Here is a 22,678-nt window from a genome sequence, read left to right on the forward strand (position 1 = left end):
CCGGCCGGAACAGGAGGACCCCCGATGTCCCCGAAGCTGCCCCGCTACACCGTCCCGTCCCTCACACCCGAGCAGGGGGCGGAGGTCGCCGAGATCCTCCAGCAGCGCCTGCACGCGCTGAACGACCTGCACCTGACCCTCAAGCACGTGCACTGGAACGTGGTAGGGCCGCACTTCATCGGCGTCCACGAGATGCTCGACCCGCAGGTCGACGCCGTCCGCGCCATGGTCGACCAGATCGCCGAACGCATCGCCACCCTCGGCGTCGTGCCCGTGGGCACCCCCGGGGCGCTCGTCGCGTCCCGCACCTGGGACGACTACGCCCTGGGCCGCGCGCCCGCCATCCAGCACCTCGCGGCGCTCGACGACGTCTACGCCGGCGTCATCACCGCGCACCGCAACGCCGCCGACGCCACCGAGAAGCTCGACGACGTCACCAACGACCTGCTCATCGGGCACCTGCACGAGCTCGAGCAGTTCCACTGGTTCGTCCGCGCCCACCTGGAGTCGACGTCGGGCGCCCTCACGGAGTCCTGACCCCCGCACACGTGTCAGACGCCCAGGTCACTCCGGTGACCTGGGCGTCTGACACGTTCGACGGCGGCGCGCGTCAGGCAGGGAGCTACTCCTCGGTCACCAGCGGGTACACGCCGTCGGCGTCATGCACCTCCCGCCCCGTGACGGGCGGGTTGAACGTGCAGATCAGCCGCAGGTCCGCCGTCGGCCGCATCGTGTGCTTCTCGTTGCCGTCCAGCAGGTACATCGTGCCGTCCGAGATCTGGTGGCGCTCGCCGGTCTCCCGGTTCTCCAGCTCACCGGTGCCGCCCACGCAGTACACCGCCTCGACGTGGTTGGCGTACCACATCTCGGTCTCCGTGCCGGCGTACATGGTGGTCTCGTGGAACGAGAAGCCCACGCCCTCCTTGGCGAGCACCAGGCGGCGGCTCCGCCAGGTCTCGGACCGCACGTCGCGGTCGGTGCCCTCCAGGTCGGCCAGTCGCGTCACGATCACTTGTCTTCCTCTCCTCGGGGGTCGGTCTGACGGACAGCGCTGTCGTGCACGGCCGGCGCGCCCAGCACCTCGGCCGTCGCCGCCGCGATGACGTCCACCCCGGAACGCAGCTCGTCCGGGCCGATGGTCAGCGCGGGCATCGTCTTGAGCACCTCGTCCTCGGGCCCGGACGTCTCGACCAGCAGGCCGCGCTCGTAGGACGCCGCGGCGATCTTCGACGCCGCCGACGGGTCGGGGAACTTGATGCCGGTCAGGAATCCCCGGCCCTTGACGACGGCGCCGTCGTACCCGTTCGCGATCTGGGTCAGGCCGTCGCGCAGCTCGGCGGCGCGCCCCTGACCCCCTCGGCGAAGGCGTCGTTGGCCCAGAACTGGTTCAGTGCCGCGGTGGCCGTGACGAACGAGGTGTTCTGCCCGCGGAAGGTGCCGTTGTGCTCGCCGGGCTCCCACTGGTCCAGCTCGGGGCGGATCAGGGTGAGCGCCATCGACAGCCCGAAGCCGGAGATCGACTTCGACAGGCACACGATGTCGGGCACGATGCCCGACTCCTCGAAGCTGAAGAACTCGCCCGTGCGGCCACAGCCGGCCTGCACGTCGTCCAGGATCAGCAGGATCCCGTGGGCACGGCACAGCTCGGACAGGGCCCGCAGCCACTCCGGCCGCGCGGCGCTGAGACCGCCCTCGCCCTGCACGGACTCCACGATGATCGCCCCGGGCTTGTCGACCCCGGACCCGCTGTCGCTCAGCACCCGTTCGAGCCAGAGGAAGTCCTCCGTGGCGCCCGAGAAGTAGTCGTCGTACGGGATCTTCGAGCTGTTGGTCAGCGGCAGGCCCGCGCCGTTGCGCTTCATCGAGTTGCCAGTCACCGACAGCGCGCCCAGCGTCATGCCGTGGAACGCGTTGGTGAACGACAGGATGTGCTGCCGGCCCGTCACCTTGCGGGCCAGCTTGAGGGCGCTCTCCACCGAGTTGGTCCCGGTCGGGCCGGGGAACATGACCTTGTAGTCGAGGTCGCGGGGCGCCAGGATCCGGTCCCGGAACGTCGTCAGGAACTCCCGTTTGGGCACCGTGTGCATGTCGAGCGCGTGCACGATCCCGCCGCTGCGCAGGTAGTCGATCAACGCCTCCAGCAGCACCGGGTGGTTGTGCCCGTAGTTGAGGGCACCCGCTCCGGCGAAGAAGTCGAGATAACTTCGCCCGTCCTCGGCCTGGATCGTGCTGCCGGACGCCGTGGTGAAGGTCGTGGGCCAGCTGCGGCAGTAGCTGCGCACCTGGGACTCGAGGTCGTCGAAGATGCTCGTGGGGCCGGTGCTGCTGGTGCTGCCGGTGCTGCTGGTCGACGGGCCGGTGGGCATGGCGGTGTTCGGGCGCATGGCTCCTTCTGCGGTCCGGCCCTGCTGGCCGGACTCGGCTGGGGTTGATCGGTGGTGTGGTGCTGCTTCAGGTCGTGCCGGGGAGGCTGACCGGGACCAAGGTCAGGAGAGGGGGCCGATGCGGAACACGAGCTCCGCGTCATGGCCGTCCGGGAACGCCTCCGTGGGGAAGACGGTCCGCACGTCGACGGGCGCACCCTGGGCCGACGCGAAGGACATGAACAGGGCGATCGACGCCGTGTTGTCCGAGGTGATGGTGGTCTCGACGTGGGTGCACCCGGGATGCTGCCCCGCGAGGTGCGCGAGCATCCGGGACGCCAGCCGCTGTCCGCGGTAGGCGTGGTCCACGGCCACCTGCCAGACCATCAGCGTGGTCGGCTCGTCGGGCCGAACGTACCCCGTGACGAACCCCGCGGGTTCGCCGTCCACGGTCACGACGACCGACGTCCGGGCGAAGTCACGTGCCCAGAGGAGGTACGCGTAGGACGAGTTGAGGTCCAGCGTCTTGCTGTCGCGCGCCAGGCGCCACATCGCTGCTCCGTCATCGACGGTGGGCTCCCTCAGCGCCACCGTGGTCTCGGTCGGATGGATGTGCTTGAGTTCCTCTTCGAGGTTCTGCATGACAAATCGACCGTAACGAACTTGGGTGATAATTGCACATTGCGAACCCGTGACGATCTCGTGACCGGCATGATCGCGCGGCAAACTCGGGGTAACGCCGCCAGTGCACTCCGGCGCGCTAGTCTGACGCGGTGAGCGAGCCATTCATCCGTCAGTACCGCGTCGCCGACCGAGCCGACGTCGCCGACATCTGCGTCCGCACCGCCGCGGCCGGGACCGACGCGCGCGGCATCTACTCGTCCGACCTGATCATGCCCGACGTCTACGCCTTGCCTTACGTGGACCACTCCCCCGACCTCGCCTGGGTCGTCGAGCACGAGGGCCGCGCCGCCGGGTACATCGTCGCCGTCGCCGACACCCAGGCCTTCGCCGCATGGTGGGCGCGCGAGTGGACACCGGGCTTCGTCGAGCGCCACCCCGCACCCGGCCCGGCCACCGGGCACAACCCCGGCTACACCGAGGCCCAGCTCCTGCGCGACGGAGCGGACCCCGAGCGCATGGTCCGCGGCCTGCGCCACGGCGAGCTGACGACACACCCGGCCCACCTGCACATCGACCTGCTGCCCGTGCTGCAGCGCCGCGGCCTGGGCTCCCGGCTCATCGACACGCTCCGCGCGGCGCTCGCGGAACGGGGCGTGCCGGGCGTGCACCTCGGCTACGCGTCGGAGAACACCGCGGCCGCCAAGTTCTACGACCGGTACGGCTTCACGGAGCTCCCGTCCTCGACCCCGCGGTCCCCGCTCGTAGGCATCGCCACCTCCTGAACCCCTCGTTGAGTGCTGGGTATTCGCCCTTTTTCGCGTGCCAAAAGGGCGAATACCCAGCACTCAACGAGGGTCAGCCTTCCTGGGCGGCGTCCGTCCAGGCGCGGCGGACCTGCTCGAAGCGGGTCGGCAGCGGCGGGCGCAGCGCGCCGTACCGGGCGTTGGTCCGGTGCACGAACCTCCGCCACGACAGCACCAGGCCCTGCCGCGTGATCGGCAGTCCGGACGCGACGGTGGTCCCGTTGTCGTGCGTGTGGTGCACCGTGAGCAGCAGCGCCCGCGGCACCGAGCCCTCCAGCTCCGCGGCGAGCTCCTCCCGCACCACCATCCAGTGCTTGAGCAGCACCACGAGGTCGGCCGGCAGCAGGTGCCGCCGCGGCGTGCGGTGCTTGCCGTGCCGCACCAGCACGCTGCCCTCGGTCGCCTTGGCGCGCGCCGGCCCCAGGTCGATGTCCTCGACCCGCACGCGCAGCAGGTCGCCGTACCGGGAGCCGGTTGCCCGCACCAGCCCCGTGATCACCGCCAGGCGCGCCGCCTCCGGCTTGGCCCCCGGCCGCATCGCCTCCGTGGACAGCTCACGCCACACCCACTCGGCCTCCTCGAGGGTCACCGGCGGCCGCGGGTACCGGCCCGGCTCCCCGGTCCGTGCTGGTGGTGAGACGACGTCGTCACTGGTCATGGGTGTCAATCTACGCTTGGCACACTATTAATCAAGGGGACGCGCGAAGAGAGCGGGCGGTCTCATAGGCTCTTCCGGTGGACCTCCCCGGCACGATCGCCCGCCCCGTCGACCACGAGCTGGTCATCAAGAAGTCCCGGTTCCTGGCCCACCTCGCGCCCGCCCGCAGCGTCGCGGAGGCCGACGCCGTCATCGCGCGCCTCCGCAAGGAGCTCTGGGACGCGCGGCACCACTGCGTCGCCATTGTCCTCGGGACGCATGCCGACCAGGCCCGCTCCTCCGACGACGGGGAGCCGAGCGGCACCGCCGGCGTCCCGATGCTGGAGGTCCTGCGGCACCGCGGCCTCACGGACCTGGTCGCCGTCGTCACACGGTACTTCGGCGGCGTGAAGCTGGGGGCGGGCGGGCTGGTGCGCGCCTACTCGGGCGCGGTCGCCGCCGTCCTGGACGAGGCCGCCGCGACCGGCGCCCTGCTGCGCCGCGAGCTGCTCCTGGAGACCGAGGTCCCGGTCCCCCACGCCGACGCCGGCCGGATCGACAACATGCTGCGCGACTGGGCCTCCACGCACGGTTCGGTCATGGAGCAACCGGCCTACGACGCCGTCGCCCGGCTGCGGCTCCTCGTGCCCCAGGACCAGGTCGAGACCCTGGTCGCCGACGTCGCCGCCGCCTCGGCGGGCACCCTCTCCCCCGTCGTCGGTGACGCCCGCGTCGTCGACGTGCCCGTCCCGGCGTCCCCGGCGCGTCGTCCTTGACTGGTCCCACGGCGGGGTGAATTGTCTGGGGCACCCAGCACGTGCCCGCAAGCAAGGCTCGCCAGGCAAGACCCGCGCAAGCAAGGCCCGCACCGTGGAGGGACCGACCATGCACCGTCGCATCCGCCCGTCCGTCGTCGCACTGACCACCGCCGCCCTGCTCGCCGCGTGCGGCGCGCCCGCCGAGGAGCAGGCCGGGTCCATCACCTTCTGGACGCCGCAGTCCACGCCCGAACGGGTCGCCGCCCAGGAGGCGGTCGCCGAACGCTTCACGCAGGAGACCGGGATCGAGGTCGACGTCGTCCCGCTCGCCGCGGCCGACCAGGACCAGTCCCTGGTGACCGGCGCGGCCTCGGGCGAGGTACCCGACGTGATCCTCGCGGGCGCCTCGCAGGTCACCTCCTGGCAGTCCCAGGGCCTCCTGGACACCGACGTCGTCCAGGAGACCCTCGACACCCTGGACCCCGCCACGTTCAACGAGAACGCGCTCGGCGCGGTCACGGTGCAGGACGCCGACACCGGCGAGAGCACGATCGCCGCCGTCCCCAGCGACGGCTGGGTGCACCTCATCGCCTACCGCACCGATCTGCTGGAGGCGGCGGGCGTCGAGGTACCCACCACGGTCGCCGAGCTGGCGCAGGCCGCGACCACGGTCAAGGAGGAGCTGGACGTCACCGGCATCGCCCTGGGCACGCAGTCCGGCACGGCGTCGGGCACGGAGGGGATCGAGTCGATCTTCCAGTCCGCGGGCTGCCGGCTCGTGTCCGACGGCGAGGTGACCATCGACTCGCCCGAGTGCACCGAGGCCGCCGGGCTGTTCAAGGAGCTGCGCGACTCGTCGGTCGCGGGCGACTACGACGTCGAGTCCGCCCGCGCCGCGTACCTCGCGGGCGACGCCGCCATGCTGCTGTTCTCGACCCACATCCTGGACGAGCTCGCGAACCTCGACGAGGCGGTGCCGCCGTCGTGCGAGCAGTGCACCGACGACCCCGAGTTCCTCGCGAAGAACTCGGGCTTCATCACGGTCCTGGATCCGCCGGGTGCCTCGGCGTCCTCCGCCGACAACTCCGCCGACGACTCCGCCACGCCCGCCCAGTTCGGCGCCACCCTCGCCTACGCCGTCCCGGCCCACGCGAACGCCGACGAGGCCCGGCAGTACGTCGAGTTCGTGCTGGGCGAGGGCTACGCCGACACCCTGGCCGTCGCGACGGAGGGCCGCCTTCCCCTGCGGACCGGGACGCCCGAGAACCCGACCGAGTACCTGGACGCCTGGGGCGGCCTGGGCTTCGGGCCCAAGGTCGAGTCCTCGGTCGCCGAGGTGTACGGCGACGACCTGGTCACCGCCATGGGCGAGGGCATGTCTGCCGTCGCGCGCTGGGGCCAGGGCACGCCGGACGCGACGCTCGCCGGCCTCGTGGCCACCCAGGGCACGCTCGCGCAGCAGCTCGACCCGCTGTACCGCGGCACGGACCCCGCCGACGTGACCGGGCAGATGGCCGCCGACGTCACGGCACTGCAGCAGGACCAGTGACGCCCGGGCGCCCGCCGTCGGCCCGCGCGAGGATCGCCCGCGCGTCCGGCGCCGAGCGGTCCGGCGCGGGGCCGTTCCCCGCTGCACCGCGCCGGACCTCGACGGGGCGCGCCCGGCGCGAGAACCGCTCGGGCTGGCTGCTCGTCTCCCCGTCCCTCGCGGTGGTCGGGCTCGTGGTGCTGCTGCCGTTCGCGCTGGTGGTCGTGTTCGGCTTCTCCGAGATCCGGCTGGTCGACATCCCGTACCTCGGCACCGAGCCGATCGAGTGGTCGCTGGAGAACTTCCGGCGCGCGGCGGCGTCGCAGGCGTTCTGGGGCGCCCTGTGGACCACCGTGCTGTACGCGGGCCTGACGGCGGCCGGGTCGCTGGCCGTGGGCCTGGTGCTCGCGCTCGCGCTGCGGCGGCCCTTCGCCGGCCGCGGGCTCGTCCGCGCACTGCTGCTGGTCCCGTACGTGCTGCCCGTGGTGGCCGCGGCGACCATCTGGAAGACGATGCTGAACCCGCAGTACGGCGTCGTGAACGCGTTCGGGCGGGCCTACCTGGGCTGGGACACGCCGGTGGGCTTCCTCAGCACCACCACCGCGGACGTCTGGGGCATCCCCGTGCCGGTCGCGCTGCTGGTGGTGGTGCTGTTCGACATCTGGAAGTCGGCGCCGCTCGCGTTCCTGTTCCTCACTGCCCGGCTGCAGTCGGTGCCCGGGGAGATCGAGGAGGCCGCGGCGCTCGACGGCGCGAACCGCCGCCAGAACCTGCGGTTCATCCTGCTGCCGCAGCTGCGGGCCGTGGCCCTGCTGCTCCTGCTGCTGCGGTTCATCTGGTCGTTCCAGAGCTTCGACGACGTCTACCTGCTCACCGAGGGCGCCGGGAGCACCCAGGTCATGGCCATCCAGGTCTACACCGAGCTGGTGACCAAGGCCGACATCGGCAGCGCGGCCGCGTTCGGGCTGCTCATGAGCCTGATCCTGGGCGTGCTCCTGGTGGGGTACGTGGCGCTGTCCCGCCGGACGGACGAGTCATGAGGCACCGGACACGTCAGAGGCACCGGACGAGAGGAGCGTCATGAGCGGCGTCCGCCCCACCCCCGCCGCACGCGCCGGCCGCGCCGTGGTCGTCGCGATCGCGCTGCTGTGGTCGCTGGGCCCGGTCGCGTACGGCGTCGTGCTCTCGATGCGCCCGTACGCGGAAGTGACCCGCGACCCGCTGGGGCTGCCGACGGCCCTGGACCTGTCCGCGTTCGCCACGGCCATGCGGGACGAGGCCGACGGCGGTTTCGGGCTCGGCCGGTTCGTGCTCAACTCCCTGGGCGTCGCCCTGGGGACGGTCGTGCTGAGCATCGTCGTCTGCGTGCTCGGCGCCTACGCCGCCGCCCGCCTGCGGTACCGGGGCCGGGCCGTCACGAACGGCATCATCCTGGCGGTCTACCTCTTCCCGGGGATCGTGCTCGCGGTGCCCAAGTTCGTGATCCTGTCCCGGCTGGGGCTGACGAGCTCCCTGGTCGGCCTCCTGATCGTGTACGTGGCGGCCACCGTGCCCGTGGCCCTGTACATGATGCGCAACTTCTTCCTGGCGCTGCCGGCCAGCGTCGAGGAGGCCGCGATCATGGACGGCTGCACCCTGAGCCAGCTCCTGGTCCGGGTCGTGCTGCCGATCGCCGTCCCGGGTGTCGTGGCCACCGCCATCTACGTGTTCATGATCGCCTGGAACGAGTACTTCTACGCCCTGCTGTTCCTGGTGCAGCACCGTGACCTCTGGACGGCCCCGCTCGGCATCGCGCAGCTCGGCGACTTCCAGGTGCCGGTCACGGTGCTGCTGGCCGGGTCCATCGCGGTGACGGTGCCCGTGGTGATCGTGTTCTTCCTCGCCCAGCGGTACATCGTGTCGGGGCTGGTCCAGGGGGCAGAACGATGAGGAGATCCCGATGAGGACAGAGCGATGACAGTCCCGCCGCGTTCGGCTGTGCCCCTCCGTCCGGGCGTCCCCCTGCGCCTGGCCGTGCTGGGCGCGGGCGGCCGAGGTTCGGACGCCTACGGCCGCTGGGTGCGGGCGCACCCGGACCGCGCCCGGATCGTGGGCGTCGCCGACCCGGCGCCCGCCCGGCTGGACGCGCTGGCAGGCACGACGGCGGCCCGCTACCCCGACTGGCGCGGCCTGGTCGCCGACCTCGACCACCTGCGCCCCGACGCCGTGCTGATCGCCCTGCCGGATGCCCTCCACGTCGAGGCTGCCGCCGCGGTGGCGGAGGCCGGTCTGCCGATGCTGCTGGAGAAGCCGGCCGCCCCGACGCTCACCGGGCTCACCGACCTGGCCCGCGTGGTGCGCCGGACGGGCGCCCGGGTCGCCGTCGGGCACGTGCTGCGATTCGCACCTTTCTGGCGCGCGGTCCGCGCCGTCGTGGCGTCCGGCACGCTGGGCGACCTCGCGACGATCGAGGTCCGGGAGAACATCGGGTTCTGGCACTTCGCGCACTCGTTCGTGCGCGGGAACTGGCGCAACGCCGCCGAGTCGAGCCCGATGGTGCTGGCGAAGACGTGCCACGACCTCGACCTGATCCGCTGGCTCGCGGGCGCCGCACCCCAGGCGGTCTCCAGCCAGGGCTCGCTGCTGCACTTCCGGCCGGAGAACGCGCCCGCCGGCGCGCCCGGGCGCTGCACCGACGGCTGCCCCGCGGCGGCGAGCTGCCCGTTCCACGCGCCGCGGTACTACGTGGACGCCCTGCGCGACGTCACCAGCCACCCGGTCGCGATGCTGGGCGACGACCTCTCCCCCGCCGGCCGGATCGCTGCCCTGCGGCGCGGCCCGTACGGGCGCTGCGTCTACCGCTGCGACAACGACGTGGCCGACCACCAGCAGACGCTCCTGCGGTTCGCCTCCGGCCTCACCGCGACGCTCACGGCCAGCGCGTTCACCGCCGAGAACACCCGCCACCTCGCGATCACCGGCACGCGCGGGCAGCTCCACGGGCACATGGGGTCGGGCGAGATCCGGGTCGACCTGTTCTCGCCGTCGGGCAGGCTGCCGGAGACCCTGCTCGCTCCGGGGACAGGGGTCGAGGTGGTGTCCTCGGGCGGCGCCGGACCCCTCGGGTACCCGGCCTGGACGCTGGTCGCCCGTGCCGAGACGGCAGCCGCGGACCACCGCGGGCACGCGGGGGGCGACGACGGGCTGATGGACGCGTTCTGCCGCGCCGTGGCCGACGGCTCCGTCGGGACGGGCGAGCTGTCGTACGCCACCGCGCTGGACAGCCACCTCATGGCGTTCGCGGCCGAGGAGTCGCGCACGGGTGGGGGCGTGGTGGACTTTCCGGCATGGGCGAGGACGGCGTTGGGGTCGGCGGGGCCGGCGGGTTCCTCACGTCCGGGAGCGCCGGCATGACGGGTCCGCCGTGGGCCGACGCCGTCCGCGGCGTCGCCGGACGCGCGGGGCTCGAACCCGCGCGGATCACGGTGGAGCCACTTCCCGAGGACGGTCCGGGCCGCCCGGCGTGCGCGGCCGACTTCCGGGCCGACGGCGGACGCCTGACACTCCGGGCGACCGACCCCGTGGCGGCGTCGGTCGCCCTGGGCCGGTACGCGCGCACGCACCTGGGCACGCGGCTCACGTGGTCGCGCTCGCGGGTGAGCGAGAGGCGCCTTCCCGACGCCCCGCGCACCTCAGTCTCGTCCCCGCACGCCGTGCGGTACTACCTGAACGTGGTGACCTTCGGGTACTCGACCCCGTTCTGGGGCTGGGACCGCTGGGAACGGGAGATCGACTGGATGGCGCTGCACGGCGTCACGCACCCGCTCATGCTGGTGGCGCACGAGGCCGTGCTCGCCGAGACCTTCCGCCGGGCCGGCCTGCCGGACGCCGAGGCCGCCGAGTGGATCGGCGGTGCCGCGCACTTCCCGTGGACGTTCATGGGCGGCATGCACTCGTTCGGGGGTCCGCTGCCTGCCCGCTGGGCGGAGCGCCGCGTGGATCTCGCCCGGCGGATCCTGGTGCGGATGCGCGAGCTGGGCATGACGCCGGTGCTGCCCGGGTTCGGCGGGCACGTGCCGCGGGCCCTCGCCGGGCCGGGGCAGGGTGCGGGGCACGGGCCGGGGCAGGAATCGGAACAGGGACCGGAACAGGGACAGCCGGTCGACGAGATCGAGTGGCAGGGCTGGCACATCCCCCTGCTGCACCCCGAGTCCCCACGCTTCCAGGAGCTGCACGCGACATTCGGGGCGGTGCAACGCGAGCTGCTCGGCCCCGGGACGGGCTTCTACGCGGTGGACCCGTACATCGAGTCGGTCCCGCCGTCGGGCGACGTCGATTACCTGCGGGCCGCCGGACGCGGGACGTACCGCGCCCTCGCCGCCGCTGCGCGGGCCGCCGCCGAGCCCGGGCCCGTCTGGGTGCTCCAGGGCTGGCCGTTCCACTACAAGGGCGCGTTCTGGACGCCGGACCGTGTGGCCGCCTACCTGCACGACGTTCCCGCCGACCGGACGCTCGTCCTCGACCTCTGGGGCGAGCACGTGCCGCTGCACGCGGCCCTGCTCGCCGACGGCGGCCCGCTCGCCGGCCGACCCTGGGTCTGGTGCGCGCTGCACAACTTCGGCGGCCGGCCCGCGCTGTTCGGCGACCTCGCCGGGCTGGTCCGGGACGTGCACGCCCTGCCCGACGGCGTGGCCCACCTGCGGGGCGTGGGCCTCGCCCCCGAGGCGATCGAGAACAACGAGGTCTTCTACGAGCTCGCGACCGACCTCGCCTGGGACGACGCCCCGCGCTCCCCCGCAGACCTCGACGTCTGGCTGGAGAGCTTCGTGCTGACCAGGTACGGGCTGGCCGGGTCGTCAGGCTTGGCTGGGCCGGCGGGTCTGCCCGCAGAACCGACCCGACCGACCCAACGGGTGGAACCGGCTCCACCGTCCGAACAGGCTGGGATGTCCGGACCAGCTGGGACGCCAGGGCTGATCCCCGATCCGGTGCAGGGAGCTGCCGAAGCAGCGCTCCGCGCTTGGCACACTATTTATTCCACGCTCTACGGTGCCGGGCGTACCCGCTCCATCCCGACTCCCGTCATCGCCCGACCGTGGAGCGCAGGGCTCCCGTTCCCCGCCCAACGCAGCGCCGGCGAGGCGATCTCCGGCCCTCAGCCGCCCACGCCGTCGTCCAACGTGGACGCCGAAAACGACCCCGCGACCGCGGCCGCCCTCCCCCGCCTTGCCGGGGCGGTCCAGGACCTCACCGCGGTTCACGAGGCGCTGTCCCGAGGGCCTTCGGACGACCGATCGGGAGCCGACCCGGACGGTCCGGCCACACCCCGCGACGTGCTGGCCGCCGACATCGCCGAGCTCACCGGGCACGTCCTGGCACAGGGCACGCGGGTACACGTGCGCGGCATCCTCGCGGCGGCGCGGGCCGGAGACCCCGACGGCGTCCGCGACCACATGGGGCGCCTGCGCGCCGACCTGCTGACCCTGGACACCCTGACCGCCGAACGTCCGGAGACCCGGGTGTCGACGTGGATCGACGCCGCCCGCGCCTGGGGCGACACCACCGCAGAGCGGGACGCGATGGAACGCGAGGCACGGAGCCTGGTCAGCGTCTGGGGCGGCCAGCACAACGGCCTGCACGACTACTCCGGCCGGCACTGGCACGGCCTCGTCCGCGACCTCTACCTGCCGCGCTGGCGGGCCTGGGCCGACTGGCTCGCCGACGCCGCCACGGCCGGTCCGGTACCGCCGGACGCCGACCCCACGGCACTGCGCGCACGGATCGTCGCCATCGAGGAGACCTGGCGATCAGCCACGACGAACCACCGGCAGGACGGCGCGTGATCGGCAGAACGTCAGGTGATCGGCAGCTCGAGATGCCGATCACCGGACGTTCTACCGACCACGCGGCCGTGCCCACGGCGCAGCGGACACCGCAATCCGACACCGCCCCCGCCGTGCGCCCCGGCAGCCGCGTCAGTCCGTGCAGCCGCGTCAGTCCGTGCAGCCCGTCAGAACCCCTCGGCGCCGACCGTCGCGCCGTCCGGCACCGTGCCGCCCTCGCCCGACAGCGTCGCCTTGCCCTCGGCGCGCACGCCCGACCCGAAGGTCCAGTCGCCGCGAACGGTGAGGGAGTCGGCGTCGCGCAGCGACGGTGCGCCCGCGGCGAACCGCTGCGTGAAGCCGTCGATCAGCTTGTAGTGGGCCTTGTCGAGGTCCACCAGCGGAGCGGGCGCCTGGGCCTCGAGCCGGTAGTCCGACGTCAGGGTGTAGACGTCCGAGCGCAGCACCAGCAGGTCGTTCGTGGTCTTGACCGGCAGGAACCGGGACCGCTCGACCTCGATGGCGGTCGCGCCCTCGAAGACGGCGACGGCCGCACCCATCGCGGACTCGATCTGCACGACCTCGGGCGACGACGAGTCGGACGGGTCGACCGTCTTGTCGTTGCGGATCAGCGGCAGCTCGAGCACGCCGCCCGTCCGCTCCAGCTCCGCCGCCAGCGCCTGGAGGTCGAACCAGAGGTTGTTGGTGTGGAAGAAGGGGTGGCGCGTCGCGTCCAGGGAGGCGGCGACGTCGTCGGGGTGGGTCTGCGCGGTCTCGCGCTGGACGATGCGGCCGTCGGCCTTGCGGACGACGAGCTGACCGCCCTTGACGTCGGCGGCCGTCTTGCGGCAGAGCTCGGCTGCGTACGGGGCGCCGGACGCCGCGAACCAGCCGGCGATCGTGGCGTCGGGTGTGGCGCCGAGGTTGTCGGAGTTGGAGACGCACATGTACCGGAAGCCGGCGCCTAGGAGGGCGGTGACGACGCCGGAGGCGTGCAGCGCCGGGTAGAGGTCGCCGTGCCCGGGCGGGCACCACTCGAGGTCGGGGTCCTTCTCCCAGGTGACGGGGGTGAGGTCCGAGGCGAGGAGCTTGGGCTCGCGGTTCTGCAGGAAGTCGACGGGCAGCCCGTCGACGGCGATGTCGGCGTACCGCTGCAGGGCGGCGAGCGAGTCGTCGCGGGTGCGGAAGGAGTTCATGAACAGCAGCGGGAGGCGGGCACCGGTGGCCTGCCGGGCGGCGCGGACCTGGCCGACGATGATGTCGAGGAAGGTGAGCAGCTCACCGGCGCCGTCGGGCGCCTCCCGGACGGGCAGCAGGGACTTGGCCTGGTCCATGCCCATGGACGTGCCGAGCCCGCCGTTGAGCTTGAGCATGGCGGTCTGCGCCAGGGCGGCGGCCGCGTCGTCGTCGCTGAGGGTCAGCTCGGCGCGGTTGGGGATGTCGACGAGCGGGTCGACGTCGTTCTCGCGGATCAGGCCGGTCTCGCCGGACTCCAGCAGGTGGTAGAAGCGCGTGAACGTCTCGATCGCGGCGGGTGCCACGCCTGCCTGGGTCATCTTGGTGCGGGCCTGCTCGAGCCCGGTGGGGTCGGTCATGACCCCCAGGCTATTCGAAACGGGCGGGGTCGCCGGCCCCTTCTCGGACCACCTGTGGATAACCGTCGGACCAGTCGACGACGGTGGTCGGCTCGGTCCCGGCGTCGCCGCCGTCGACCACGGCGTCGAGCACGTGGTCGAGCTCCTCCTTGATGGTCCAGCCGTCGGTCAGGGGCTCGGCGTGGTCCGGCAGGATCAGGGTGGACGACAGCAGGGGCTCGCCAAGCTCGCGGAGCAGCGCCTGGGTGACGGCGGACTCGGGGATGCGCACGCCCACGGTCTTCTTCTTGGGGTGCGCGAGCCGGCGGGGCACCTCCGCGGTGGCGGGCAGGATGAACGTGTACGGCCCGGGCGTGGCGGCCTTGATGGCGCGGAACGCGGAGTTGTCCAGCCTGACGAGCTGGCCGAGCTGGGCGAAGTCCGAGCAGACCAGCGTGAAGTGGTGCTTGTCGTCGAGCCGCCGGATGGCGCGGATGCGGTCCGCGCCGTCGTGGTACTCCATGCGACAGCCCAACGCGTAGGAGGAGTCGGTCGGGTAGGCGATCAGCGCGTCGTCGCGCAGCATCGCGACCACCTGCGCGACCGCGCGCGGCTGAGGGTCGACGGGGTGGACGTCGAAGTAGCGGGCCATGCGGCCGAGCCTAGTCGGGGGCGGGTGCGTCGGCGCGACCCAGGGCGCGCCGCAGCTCGTCCCCGCTCGCGTTCCCGCCCGTGCAGACGACGCCGACGCGGCGGCCCGCAAACCGTTCCGGGTCGGCCAGGACGGCGGCGAGCGCGGCGGCCCCCGCACCCTCGGCGACCGTGTGCGCGCCGGTGAGGTAGAGCTGCTGGGCGGCGCTGATCTGCTCGTCGGTGACGAGCACGAAGTCGGCCAGGTGCCGGCGCATGAGGGCCTGGGTGATCTCGAACCCGCAGCCGACGGCGAGGCCCTCGGCGCGGGTGGTGTTGGCGCGCTCCAGGAGCGTCCCGGCGTGCCAGGAGTCGTGCGCCGCGGGCGACGCCGCGGACTGCACGCCGATCACCTCGGTGCCGGGCGCGACGGCGGAGGCGACGAGGCCCGCCGCGGCGGCGCCGGACCCGCCGCCGACGGGGACCACGAGCACGTCGAGGCCGGGCGCCTGCTGGAACAGCTCGAGGTAGAGGCTGCCGACGCCGGCGATGATCGCGGGCTCGTTCGCGGCGCCCACGAGGCGCGCCCCCGAGGCGGCCGCGAGCGCCGTGGCGTGCGCGCGGGCGTCGTCGAACGTGGCGCCCTGCAGCAGCACGTCGGCGCCCTGGTCGAGCACGGCCCGCAGCTTGACGGGGTTGGGGTCGTCAGGCATGACGATGGTGCAGGCGGTGCCGGTCAGGCGGGCGGCGTAGGCGACGCCCTGTGCGTGGTTCCCCGTGGAGTAGGCGACGACGCCGCGGGCCCGTTCGGCGTCGGACATGGACAGCAGGAGGTTGCTGGCGCCGCGGGCCTTGAAGGCTCCGGTGCGCTGCTGGTTCTCGTGCTTGACGACGACGGTGGTGCCGGCCGCCCGGTCGACGTCGGGGTACTCGCCCACCGGGGTGCGGACCACGGTGCCGTCCAGGCGCGACTGCGCGGCCAGCACGTCGGCGATCGAGACGGCGGTGCGGGTGCCGTCGACTCGGGTGGCGTCGGTGCGGGTGGCGTCTGGGGCGGGCGCGACCATCATGAATCCAGCGTGACCCGCTCATGACCCATAGGTCCAATACTTGTTACTTGGACTTTCGATCGATAGCACCTATCTTTCTGCGCTAGCCTGGTGACATGACCGCAGAGCTCGACCTCACCCGGCTGCGGGTGCTCGCGGCGGTGGCCCGTACGGGCTCCGTCACGGCCGCGGCAAAGGAGCTGCACTACGCCCAGCCGTCGGTGAGCCACCACCTGTCCCGCCTGGAGGCCGACGCCGGCATCCCCCTGCTGCAGCGGCACGGCCGCGGCGTCCGCCTTACCGAGGCCGGCCGCCTGCTCGCCAACCGCGCCGAGGAGATCCTCGGGCGCGTCGAGGGCGCGCGGCGCGAGCTCGACGCCCTGGCCGGGCTGCGCGCGGGCCGGGCCCGCCTCGCCGCCTTCCCCTCCGCCCTGGCCACCCTCGTGCCGGACGCCGTCGCCCGGCTCGTGCAGGAGCACCCCGGCCTGTCCGTGGGCCTGGTCGAGCACGAGCCGCCGGACGCCGTCGCCGCGCTGCAGTCCGGGGCGGTCGACGTCGCGCTGGTGTTCGAGCACGTCGACGTGCGCCACGCCCGCTCCATGGACGACCTGTCGCGGTTCGAGTCGACGACCATCCTCGAGGAGCCGGTCAACCTCGTGACGGCCGCGGACCTCGACGCCGCGCCGGAGCCCGGCGTCACCCCTGACCTGCGGGCGCTGGACGACGCCGACTGGATCGCCGGCTGCGAGCGCTGCCGCGCGGACATGGTCGCCCGCTGCGCCGCCGTCGGCTTCGCGCCCCGCATCGCGTTCGAGACCGACGACTACGTGGCCGTGCAGGCCCTGGTCGCCGCCGGGGCCGGTGTCAGCCTGCTGCCGGGGCTGACGCTGCTCGCCCACCGGCACCCGGGGATCGCCACCGCTCCCCTGCCCGGGGCGCTGCGCCGCGTGATGGCGCTCACCGTGGGGCCGCCCGCGCCGCCCGCTGAGGCCCTGATTCGGCAGCTCGTGGCCGTAGGCGCTACCGTCTCGATGTGACCCCGGCCACTCGGCCGGGCCTCTCCTTCTCGCGACACTCCGTTTCGCGGCCCTCCGGCTCGCGACCCTCCTGCTGAGGACAGACCCGGCCCGATGCTCCTGCTGTCCACGTTCTTCTACTCGGCGGGTGCCGCCGTCGCGGCGTTCATGGCCCTGGAGGCCTATCTCGCGATCGCCGCCGCCGACCAGACGTACCCGAGCGTGGTGCTGGCCGCCGTCGCCGCCGTCGGACAGATCACCGGCAAGCTGCTCTGGTACTGGGCCGGTGCCGGGACCACGCACCTGCCCTGGCTGCGCCGCAAGCTGGACTCGCCCAAGGCCGCCGCCGCGATGACGCGCTGGCGCGACCGCACCGACGGGCGCCCGGTCTACCTCGGCGTGGTGCTGTTCGCCTCTGCGTTCGCCGGGCTGCCGCCGTTCATGGTCATGTCCGTGGTCGCGGGCGTGCTGCGCGTGCGGATGTGGCTGTTCCTGAGCACGGGCCTGGTCGGGCGGTTCCTGCGCTTCTGGATCGTGCTCGAGGCCGCCGACTACGCGTGGTTCCTGTTCTGAGCGCGTTCTCCGCGTTCGTTCCCCGCATTCGTTCTCCGCGTTCGTTCTACAGGGCCCGGCCTACAGGGCCCGGCCTACAGGGCCCGGCCTACAGGGCCCGGCCTACAGTGCCCGGCCTACAGTGCCCGGCCTACAGTGCCGGCCTACAGGTCGGTCGCGCCGTCCAGGGCCTCGCGCAGCAGGTCGGCGTGCCCCGCGTGCCGGCTGTACTCCTCGACCATGTGCACCAGGATCCAGCGCAGCGTGATGCGCCCGCCGTGCCCCGCGTGGCCGGCCGGGCGCACGACCTCCTGGTCCAGGCCCTGCCCGACCACCTCGTCCAGGATCCGCTCGGAGGCGGCCACCGCGCCGTCGAACAGCGTGGCCAGGCTCTCCGGGGAGTCGGTCAGGGCGCTGTTCCAGTCCCAGTCGCGGTCGGCGTCCCAGTCGACCGTGTCCCACGGCGGCGCGGGATCGTTCCCCCGCAGCCGCACCGAGAACCAGACGTCCTCGACGTACGCGAGGTGCTTGAGCATCCCGGCGAGCGTCATGGTCGACGGCGGGTGGGGCGTGCGGAGCTGCTCCGCCGTCAGGCCCGCGCACTGGCGCCGGATCGTGGCGCGGTAGAAGTCGACGAACGACCGCAGCATGGTGACCTCGTCGGCGGCCAGGGGCGGGTCGGTCCTGGGGATCGGGGCGATCTCGGCCGGGGTGTCGGGAGCGGTGCTCATGGTGCGACCGTACCGATCGCCAGGACGTGCTGGCTCATGTCCGCGACCCCCGGCGTCGTGGACAGGGCGCGGGCGAGCGTGAGCGCGGCGTCGATCAGCGCTGGCGCCTCCGGGGCGGCAAGCGGCACCCGTTCCAGTGCCCCGCCGGCCGGTCCCTCGACACCGTGCACGACGACGTCGGACAGCCCCGCCTCCGCCGCCTCCCCTGCGAGCTCCGCGGCGTCGTGGAAGTGCGCCGCGGGAAAGGCGAGGTCCGACGGCGCCTCGCCGCGCTCCAGGACCGCCAGCCAGGCGAGCGGACCGAACTGTTCGTACCCGCCGCCGACCAGCGCCGCGAGCCGCGTGATCCCCGCGGCGACCACTGTGCCGCCGGGCCGGGTCACGCGCACGGCCTCCCGCAGCGCCCGCAGCCGGTCGACGCGCGACGCGAGGTGGTAGAGCGGGCCGAGCAGCAGGACGGCGTCGAACGCGTCGTCCGCCAGCGCCAGTCTCGGAGCCGCGAGATCCCGGGCGTCACCGACGCGCGCGGCGAAGGTGCCGTGCTCCGCCGCGCGGGCGACCTGTTCGGCGACGGGATCCACGAGCAGCACGTCGTAACCGTCCGCCGCGAGCGGTGCGGCATGCACGCCCGTGGCGCCGCCGACGTCGAGCACCCGCGCGCCCGGGGCGAGGCGCTGCCGCACCAGCTCCTGGGTCCTGCGGTGCTCCAGCGGGCCCTGCGCCGAGCGCGCGGTGAGCCGGGCATGCTCGTCCCAGCCGGTCAGGCCCGCGTAGTACGCCTGGACCCGCGCGTCCAGCGCGAGCTGGTCGTGACCGGGCCCGCGCCCGCCGTTCTTCCTGGTATCACCCTCGGTGCGCTCCATGGCCCGACGCTAGCGATGCCCGGCGTGCGACGGCCAAGTGTTTCCGGGAGGAAAATACTGGGTGATTCGTTGGAGCCGAATCGTTACATATCCAGTACGCCCCTTTTGCTCGGAGTGTGAGCATGGCAACATTCGCAAGGTGCACCTGATCCGAGAATTCGCACCTGACGCCTACGAGTTCGCGCTGTCGTCCTGGTCGTGGATAGGAACGGGTGGCAAGACGCCACGCTTCGCCTCCTGTTTTGGCGACATGTTCCTCGAGTCGCACGACGGGTGGTGGTTCCTCGACACGGTCGAGGGCACGCTGGAACGCCGCTGGAACTCGATGGACGACATGTTCGCCGACCTGGAGGGCGAGGACGGACGCGCCGAGTACCTCCTCGAGGAGACGCTCAACACGGCGCTCGACCAAGGGATGCGGCTCGGCGACGACGAGGTCTTCGCGTTCCTCCCCCCGCCCGCGGTGACGGGCACGATGTCGGTGGACTCCCTCGCCCCGCTGCGGTTCGCCATCGCCGCGAACCTCGCCGGCCGGATCCACGGCGAGCTGAACGGGGTGCAGCCGGACGCCGGAGCGTCCGCGCTGTTCGCGGCGCAGGCACAGCACCAGGCGACGCAGAACCAGGTCGTACAGAACCAGGTTGCGCAGAACCAGGTCGTACAGAACCAGGCGGCCCACAGCCTCGCCGGGCCGACGCCGTCGTTCGACTCGCCGAACCCACCGGCAGACCTCTGGCAGCCCGCCCCGCAGCAGGTGAGCACGGGCGCCTACCCGTCGTACCAGCCGGCTGCCGATGCCGTGGCACAGAGCGGCGCCCAGCCCGGTCACGGGGCGGGATACCAGCCGCAGTACGCGGCGGGTTCCGAGCTGGACTACGGGTCAGGTCAGCAGGCGTACGGCTCGGGCTCGTACCCGGGTGCGCATGCCACGGGTCCCGTCGCGGGCGCGGCGCAGACCGCGTACGCCGCGCCCGCGGGGCTGCACGCACCGGCGCCGACCGCCGCTCCTGCCGCCCCGCCGGGCGGTTACGGCGCCCAGGGCAGCTACAACGAGTACGACTACGAGGACAACGCGCACACGCTCGACTCGGGCCAGTTCAGCCAGTACATCGCCGACCAGTACAACACCGGCCAGATGACCGCCGTCGAGTACGACGCGTCCGTCCCGGCGCAGCAGAAACCACGGCAGGACGGACGCTGGTCGTACGCCTGAGCGGGGTCTGCCAACCTCCCCCCGCCCGCGCTACCCCTCGTCCAGCCCGGCCACCGCGGCCAGGATGAGCACCGAGCCCACGATCCCGGCCGGCCCGAGCCGCTCACCCAGCACGACAGCGGCCGCGACCGCCGCCGTCACGGGTTCCAGCAGCGTCGCGACCACGGCCGCGCCGCTGCGGGTGGTGCGCAGGCCCGCGTAGAACAGCCCGTACGCGAGGGCCATCGTGAACACACCGAGGTAGGCGAGGGTGCCGAGTGCGACCGGGTCGCTCGTGACGAGCGGCCCTCCCCCGACCAGCGCGGCCGGGACGAGGCCGACGGCGCCCGCCGTCGTCGCCACCGTGGTCAGCGCGAGCGGGTCCACGTCCGGTGACGCCAGCAGGGTGCCGCCGAGCGTCGTCGTCGCGGCGTAGACCGAGCCCGAGGCGACGGCCAGCAGCAGGCCGAGCACCGGACGCGACCCGACGGCGTCCGCCCCGGACGCCGCGCTGACCAGCACGAGGCCGGACAGCGCGGCGGAGATGACCAGCCCGAGGCGCAGGGCGGAGCGGGGGCGGACCGCCGTGCGCCGTCGGGCCCGGAGGAGGTCCACCGCGGCGAGCAGGACCGGCGCGAGGCCCAGGCTGACGACCGTGGCGACGGTGACGCCCGCTGTCGCGACGGACCCGAAGTACAGCGCCTGGTAGGCGCCCGTCCCCAGCCCGACGACGGCGGCGCGCGCCGGGTGCGCGCGGACCAGGGCCACGAGCTGCTGCCCCCTGCGCAGCACGAACGACGAGGCGACCAGGACGAGGGCGGCGATGAGCATGCGGTACGCACTGACCGTGAGGACGGACATCGACGAGTGGTCGCGCAGGATCTCCAGGGCGAGGCCGCCGGTGCCCCAGAGGACTCCGGCGAGGCAGACGAGAAGCAGCCCGGTTCGAGGTGATGGCATGTGTGCTCCTGACCGGGACCGCAGGTCCCGGCGTGTTCCGAGGGGTCCGGAGGGCCGACGGGAGCTCGCGCGAGGAGGTCCTGGGTTCCGTCAGGCGTCCGGAAGGATGGGGAGACGTCTCGGAGCACGCCGCATGCCCGGCCCGTACGGGCCGGTCGTGGTGCCGCTCCGGTCAGACGACCGGAGGCGGCAGGACGGAACGGTTCGGAGTCACGGACGGGATGCTAGCAGCGGTGTCCTGGCGGGTGAGGTGGTGTCTCGCGCCGGATCCGTGGGGGTGGTCAGGTGGGTTCTCCACACCTTCCGATCTGGAGATGCGCTTGCGTTCCGTCGAACATATATTCGATGCCTCGATGGTGTTTGAGATGCTGAGCAGAACGAGGCAGATCGGAGGAGGAACACATGGACGAGTCCCAGGGCGGAGGCCGGAACCCTCTCACCGTTGTGGAACGGTCACTGCGGTACGCCCTCGACACCGTGCTCCTCACCGCCTCGGACACGCCCCTGGGCACCACGACGATCTCCCTGGGCTGGCCGTCGACGCGCCTCGACAACAAGGGACCCGTGCCCGAGGCCGTCGTCACCTGGACCGGCCACGGAGCCGGCGGGCACCGACCGGCCCATGGTCTCGGCGTCGACGTCGTCGCGCGCGATGCCGTCGACTCAGACGAACTCGACCCAGGCGAACTCAACCCAGACGCGGTCGATCCAGACGCGATCGATCCAGACGCGCTGACAGACCTGACCCGACTCCCTGTCGGCGCGAGCCTGGTCGCCGCCTTGACCGGTGTCGAGGTGGCGGATGCCGATGACGCCGAGCTGCTGGATGTCGCGGCGCGGTGGCAGGACATCATCTCCTGGGCCACCGCCATGCAGTCCCGCGCCACCAGCGAGATCGCCCGACGCCGCGGCTGGACCACCGAACACACCACCGCCGCAGCCGAGATCAGCGCCCGCCTGCGCATCCCCCAGACCGACGCGAACAAGCTCATGGCCCGCGGCACCAGCCTGACCCAACACCCCCAAGTCATGAACGCCCTACACACCAGCACGATCGACACCGCCAAGGCCGACATCCTGCTGCACGCCGGCAACCCCCTCACCACCACCGAACGCGAACACGCCATCACCCGCTACCTGCCCCAGGCCCCCGACCACACCCGCCGCTGGCTACGCGACAAGATGAACCAGTACGCCACCAACCTGCACGGCACCAACGAGGTCGCCAAGCACGCCACCACCCGCCGCGCCGTCTACCTCGACCCCGCCGACAACTCAATGGCCTGGATCAGCGCGAACCTGCCCGCCACCGACGCCACCGCCGTCTGGGACACCATCGAACAGACCGCCCACACCCTGCGCCGCACCCCCGGCAACACCCGCACCCTGGCCCAGGCCCGCGCCGACGCCCTCGTCGCGATCACCACCGGCCGCATCATCGTCCCGCCACAACCCGACTGCGCCCCCGACACCACCGTCACCCCGCAGTGCACGGGCACGGGCACGGGCACGGGCACGGGCACGGGCACGGGCACGGGCACGGGCGAGCAGGCCATGCCGCGCACCACCGCGCCCGCCACGGGCTGCACCTGCGGCG

21 protein-coding genes and 1 pseudogene are annotated in these 22,678 nt (G+C 72.8%); 12 read left to right on the top strand and 10 right to left on the bottom strand.

Annotated elements, in window-relative coordinates; translation table 11 throughout:
* The first annotated feature begins 24 nt into the window (after positions 1–24).
* On the top strand, positions 25–537 hold the full coding sequence (locus tag QRN56_RS15935; RefSeq protein WP_285104831.1) for a Dps family protein: 513 nt from the start codon (positions 25–27) through the stop codon (positions 535–537).
* A gap of 85 nt (positions 538–622) precedes the next feature.
* Here the strand turns inward: QRN56_RS15935 and QRN56_RS15940 are convergent, their stop codons facing one another.
* From QRN56_RS15940 to ectA, 3 genes and pseudogenes are all read right to left on the bottom strand, one after another.
* Positions 623–1,012 carry an ectoine synthase gene (locus tag QRN56_RS15940; protein ID WP_285104832.1) on the bottom strand — a complete coding sequence of 130 codons (390 nt, stop codon included), beginning with the start codon at positions 1,010–1,012 and terminating at the stop codon, positions 623–625.
* Positions 1,009–2,366: pseudogene (gene ectB / locus QRN56_RS15945) on the bottom strand (diaminobutyrate--2-oxoglutarate transaminase). Before ectB ends, QRN56_RS15940 begins: the two are co-directional and overlap by 4 nt.
* Positions 2,367–2,486: 120 nt before the next feature.
* A complete protein-coding gene (ectA, locus tag QRN56_RS15950; protein WP_285104833.1) occupies positions 2,487–3,005 on the bottom strand; it encodes a diaminobutyrate acetyltransferase in 519 nt (172 codons plus the stop codon).
* 131 nt (positions 3,006–3,136) lie between these two features.
* Here ectA and QRN56_RS15955 point away from each other — a divergent pair, with 131 nt between their 5' ends.
* Complete coding sequence (locus QRN56_RS15955) at positions 3,137–3,769, top strand: GNAT family N-acetyltransferase (protein WP_285104834.1); 633 nt, start codon at positions 3,137–3,139, stop codon at positions 3,767–3,769.
* A gap of 73 nt (positions 3,770–3,842) precedes the next feature.
* Here the strand turns inward: QRN56_RS15955 and QRN56_RS15960 are convergent, their stop codons facing one another.
* Complete coding sequence (locus QRN56_RS15960) at positions 3,843–4,448, bottom strand: tyrosine-type recombinase/integrase (RefSeq protein ID WP_285104835.1); 606 nt, start codon at positions 4,446–4,448, stop codon at positions 3,843–3,845.
* A gap of 77 nt (positions 4,449–4,525) precedes the next feature.
* Here QRN56_RS15960 and QRN56_RS15965 point away from each other — a divergent pair, with 77 nt between their 5' ends.
* The 6 genes from QRN56_RS15965 (at position 4,526) to QRN56_RS15990 (ending at position 12,535) form a co-directional block, all read left to right on the top strand.
* Entirely contained in the window at positions 4,526–5,203 is a 678-nt protein-coding gene (locus QRN56_RS15965; protein WP_285104837.1) for an IMPACT family protein, read from the top strand.
* A 109-nt stretch (positions 5,204–5,312) separates the two neighbouring features.
* Positions 5,313–6,734: an ABC transporter substrate-binding protein gene (locus QRN56_RS15970; RefSeq protein ID WP_285104838.1), complete on the top strand. Its 1,422-nt coding sequence runs from the start codon at positions 5,313–5,315 to the stop codon at positions 6,732–6,734.
* Positions 6,731–7,753: a carbohydrate ABC transporter permease gene (locus tag QRN56_RS15975; protein WP_285104839.1), complete on the top strand. Its 1,023-nt coding sequence runs from the start codon at positions 6,731–6,733 to the stop codon at positions 7,751–7,753. Before QRN56_RS15970 ends, QRN56_RS15975 begins: the two co-directional genes overlap by 4 nt.
* Positions 7,754–7,793: 40 nt before the next feature.
* On the top strand, positions 7,794–8,642 hold the full coding sequence (locus tag QRN56_RS15980) for a carbohydrate ABC transporter permease (protein WP_285104840.1): 849 nt from the start codon (positions 7,794–7,796) through the stop codon (positions 8,640–8,642).
* A 48-nt stretch (positions 8,643–8,690) separates the two neighbouring features.
* Positions 8,691–10,106 carry a Gfo/Idh/MocA family protein gene (locus tag QRN56_RS15985; protein WP_285104841.1) on the top strand — a complete coding sequence of 472 codons (1,416 nt, stop codon included), beginning with the start codon at positions 8,691–8,693 and terminating at the stop codon, positions 10,104–10,106.
* Positions 10,040–12,535, top strand: a complete 2,496-nt coding sequence (locus QRN56_RS15990; RefSeq protein WP_285104842.1) for an alpha-N-acetylglucosaminidase TIM-barrel domain-containing protein — start codon at positions 10,040–10,042, stop codon at positions 12,533–12,535. Before QRN56_RS15985 ends, QRN56_RS15990 begins: the two co-directional genes overlap by 67 nt.
* 167 nt (positions 12,536–12,702) lie before the next feature.
* Here QRN56_RS15990 and QRN56_RS15995 read toward each other — a convergent pair whose 3' ends face one another.
* From QRN56_RS15995 to QRN56_RS16005, 3 genes are read right to left on the bottom strand one after another with little or no spacing between them, the layout of a single operon-like run.
* Positions 12,703–14,109, bottom strand: a complete 1,407-nt coding sequence (locus tag QRN56_RS15995; protein WP_285104843.1) for a UTP--glucose-1-phosphate uridylyltransferase — start codon at positions 14,107–14,109, stop codon at positions 12,703–12,705.
* 10 nt (positions 14,110–14,119) lie between these two features.
* Positions 14,120–14,740, bottom strand: coding sequence for an L-threonylcarbamoyladenylate synthase (locus tag QRN56_RS16000; protein WP_285104844.1), 621 nt, complete (start codon positions 14,738–14,740; stop codon positions 14,120–14,122).
* 10 nt (positions 14,741–14,750) lie between these two features.
* A complete protein-coding gene (locus QRN56_RS16005) occupies positions 14,751–15,788 on the bottom strand; it encodes a threonine ammonia-lyase (protein WP_285104845.1) in 1,038 nt (345 codons plus the stop codon).
* Between the two features lie 95 nt (positions 15,789–15,883).
* Here QRN56_RS16005 and QRN56_RS16010 point away from each other — a divergent pair, with 95 nt between their 5' ends.
* Both QRN56_RS16010 and QRN56_RS16015 read left to right on the top strand, forming a co-directional pair.
* A complete protein-coding gene (locus QRN56_RS16010) occupies positions 15,884–16,804 on the top strand; it encodes a LysR family transcriptional regulator (protein WP_285104846.1) in 921 nt (306 codons plus the stop codon).
* A gap of 93 nt (positions 16,805–16,897) precedes the next feature.
* Positions 16,898–17,356 (top strand): hypothetical protein, encoded by a 459-nt coding sequence (locus QRN56_RS16015; RefSeq protein ID WP_285104847.1) that lies wholly within the window; start codon positions 16,898–16,900, stop codon positions 17,354–17,356.
* A gap of 143 nt (positions 17,357–17,499) precedes the next feature.
* On the opposite strand, the gene QRN56_RS16020 is transcribed toward QRN56_RS16015, so the two are convergent.
* Positions 17,500–18,066, bottom strand: coding sequence for a DinB family protein (locus tag QRN56_RS16020; RefSeq protein ID WP_285104848.1), 567 nt, complete (start codon positions 18,064–18,066; stop codon positions 17,500–17,502).
* Positions 18,063–18,929, bottom strand: a complete 867-nt coding sequence (locus tag QRN56_RS16025) for a class I SAM-dependent methyltransferase (RefSeq protein WP_285104850.1) — start codon at positions 18,927–18,929, stop codon at positions 18,063–18,065. Before QRN56_RS16025 ends, QRN56_RS16020 begins: the two co-directional genes overlap by 4 nt.
* Positions 18,930–19,068: 139 nt before the next feature.
* Between QRN56_RS16025 and QRN56_RS16030 the strand changes: the two genes are divergently transcribed.
* Complete coding sequence (locus QRN56_RS16030; RefSeq protein WP_285104851.1) at positions 19,069–20,142, top strand: hypothetical protein; 1,074 nt, start codon at positions 19,069–19,071, stop codon at positions 20,140–20,142.
* Positions 20,143–20,172: 30 nt separating this feature from the next.
* Here QRN56_RS16030 and QRN56_RS16035 read toward each other — a convergent pair whose 3' ends face one another.
* Positions 20,173–21,081: a DMT family transporter gene (locus tag QRN56_RS16035; protein ID WP_285104852.1), complete on the bottom strand. Its 909-nt coding sequence runs from the start codon at positions 21,079–21,081 to the stop codon at positions 20,173–20,175.
* 402 nt (positions 21,082–21,483) lie between these two features.
* On the opposite strand from QRN56_RS16035, the gene QRN56_RS16040 reads away from it, so the two are divergent.
* Positions 21,484–22,678: 13E12 repeat family protein (locus QRN56_RS16040; RefSeq protein ID WP_502928809.1), on the top strand; the 1,195-nt coding region annotated here is incomplete at its 3' end.

Source organism: Promicromonospora sp. MEB111 (assembly GCF_030209445.1).
Taxonomy (GTDB): domain Bacteria; phylum Actinomycetota; class Actinomycetes; order Actinomycetales; family Cellulomonadaceae; genus Promicromonospora.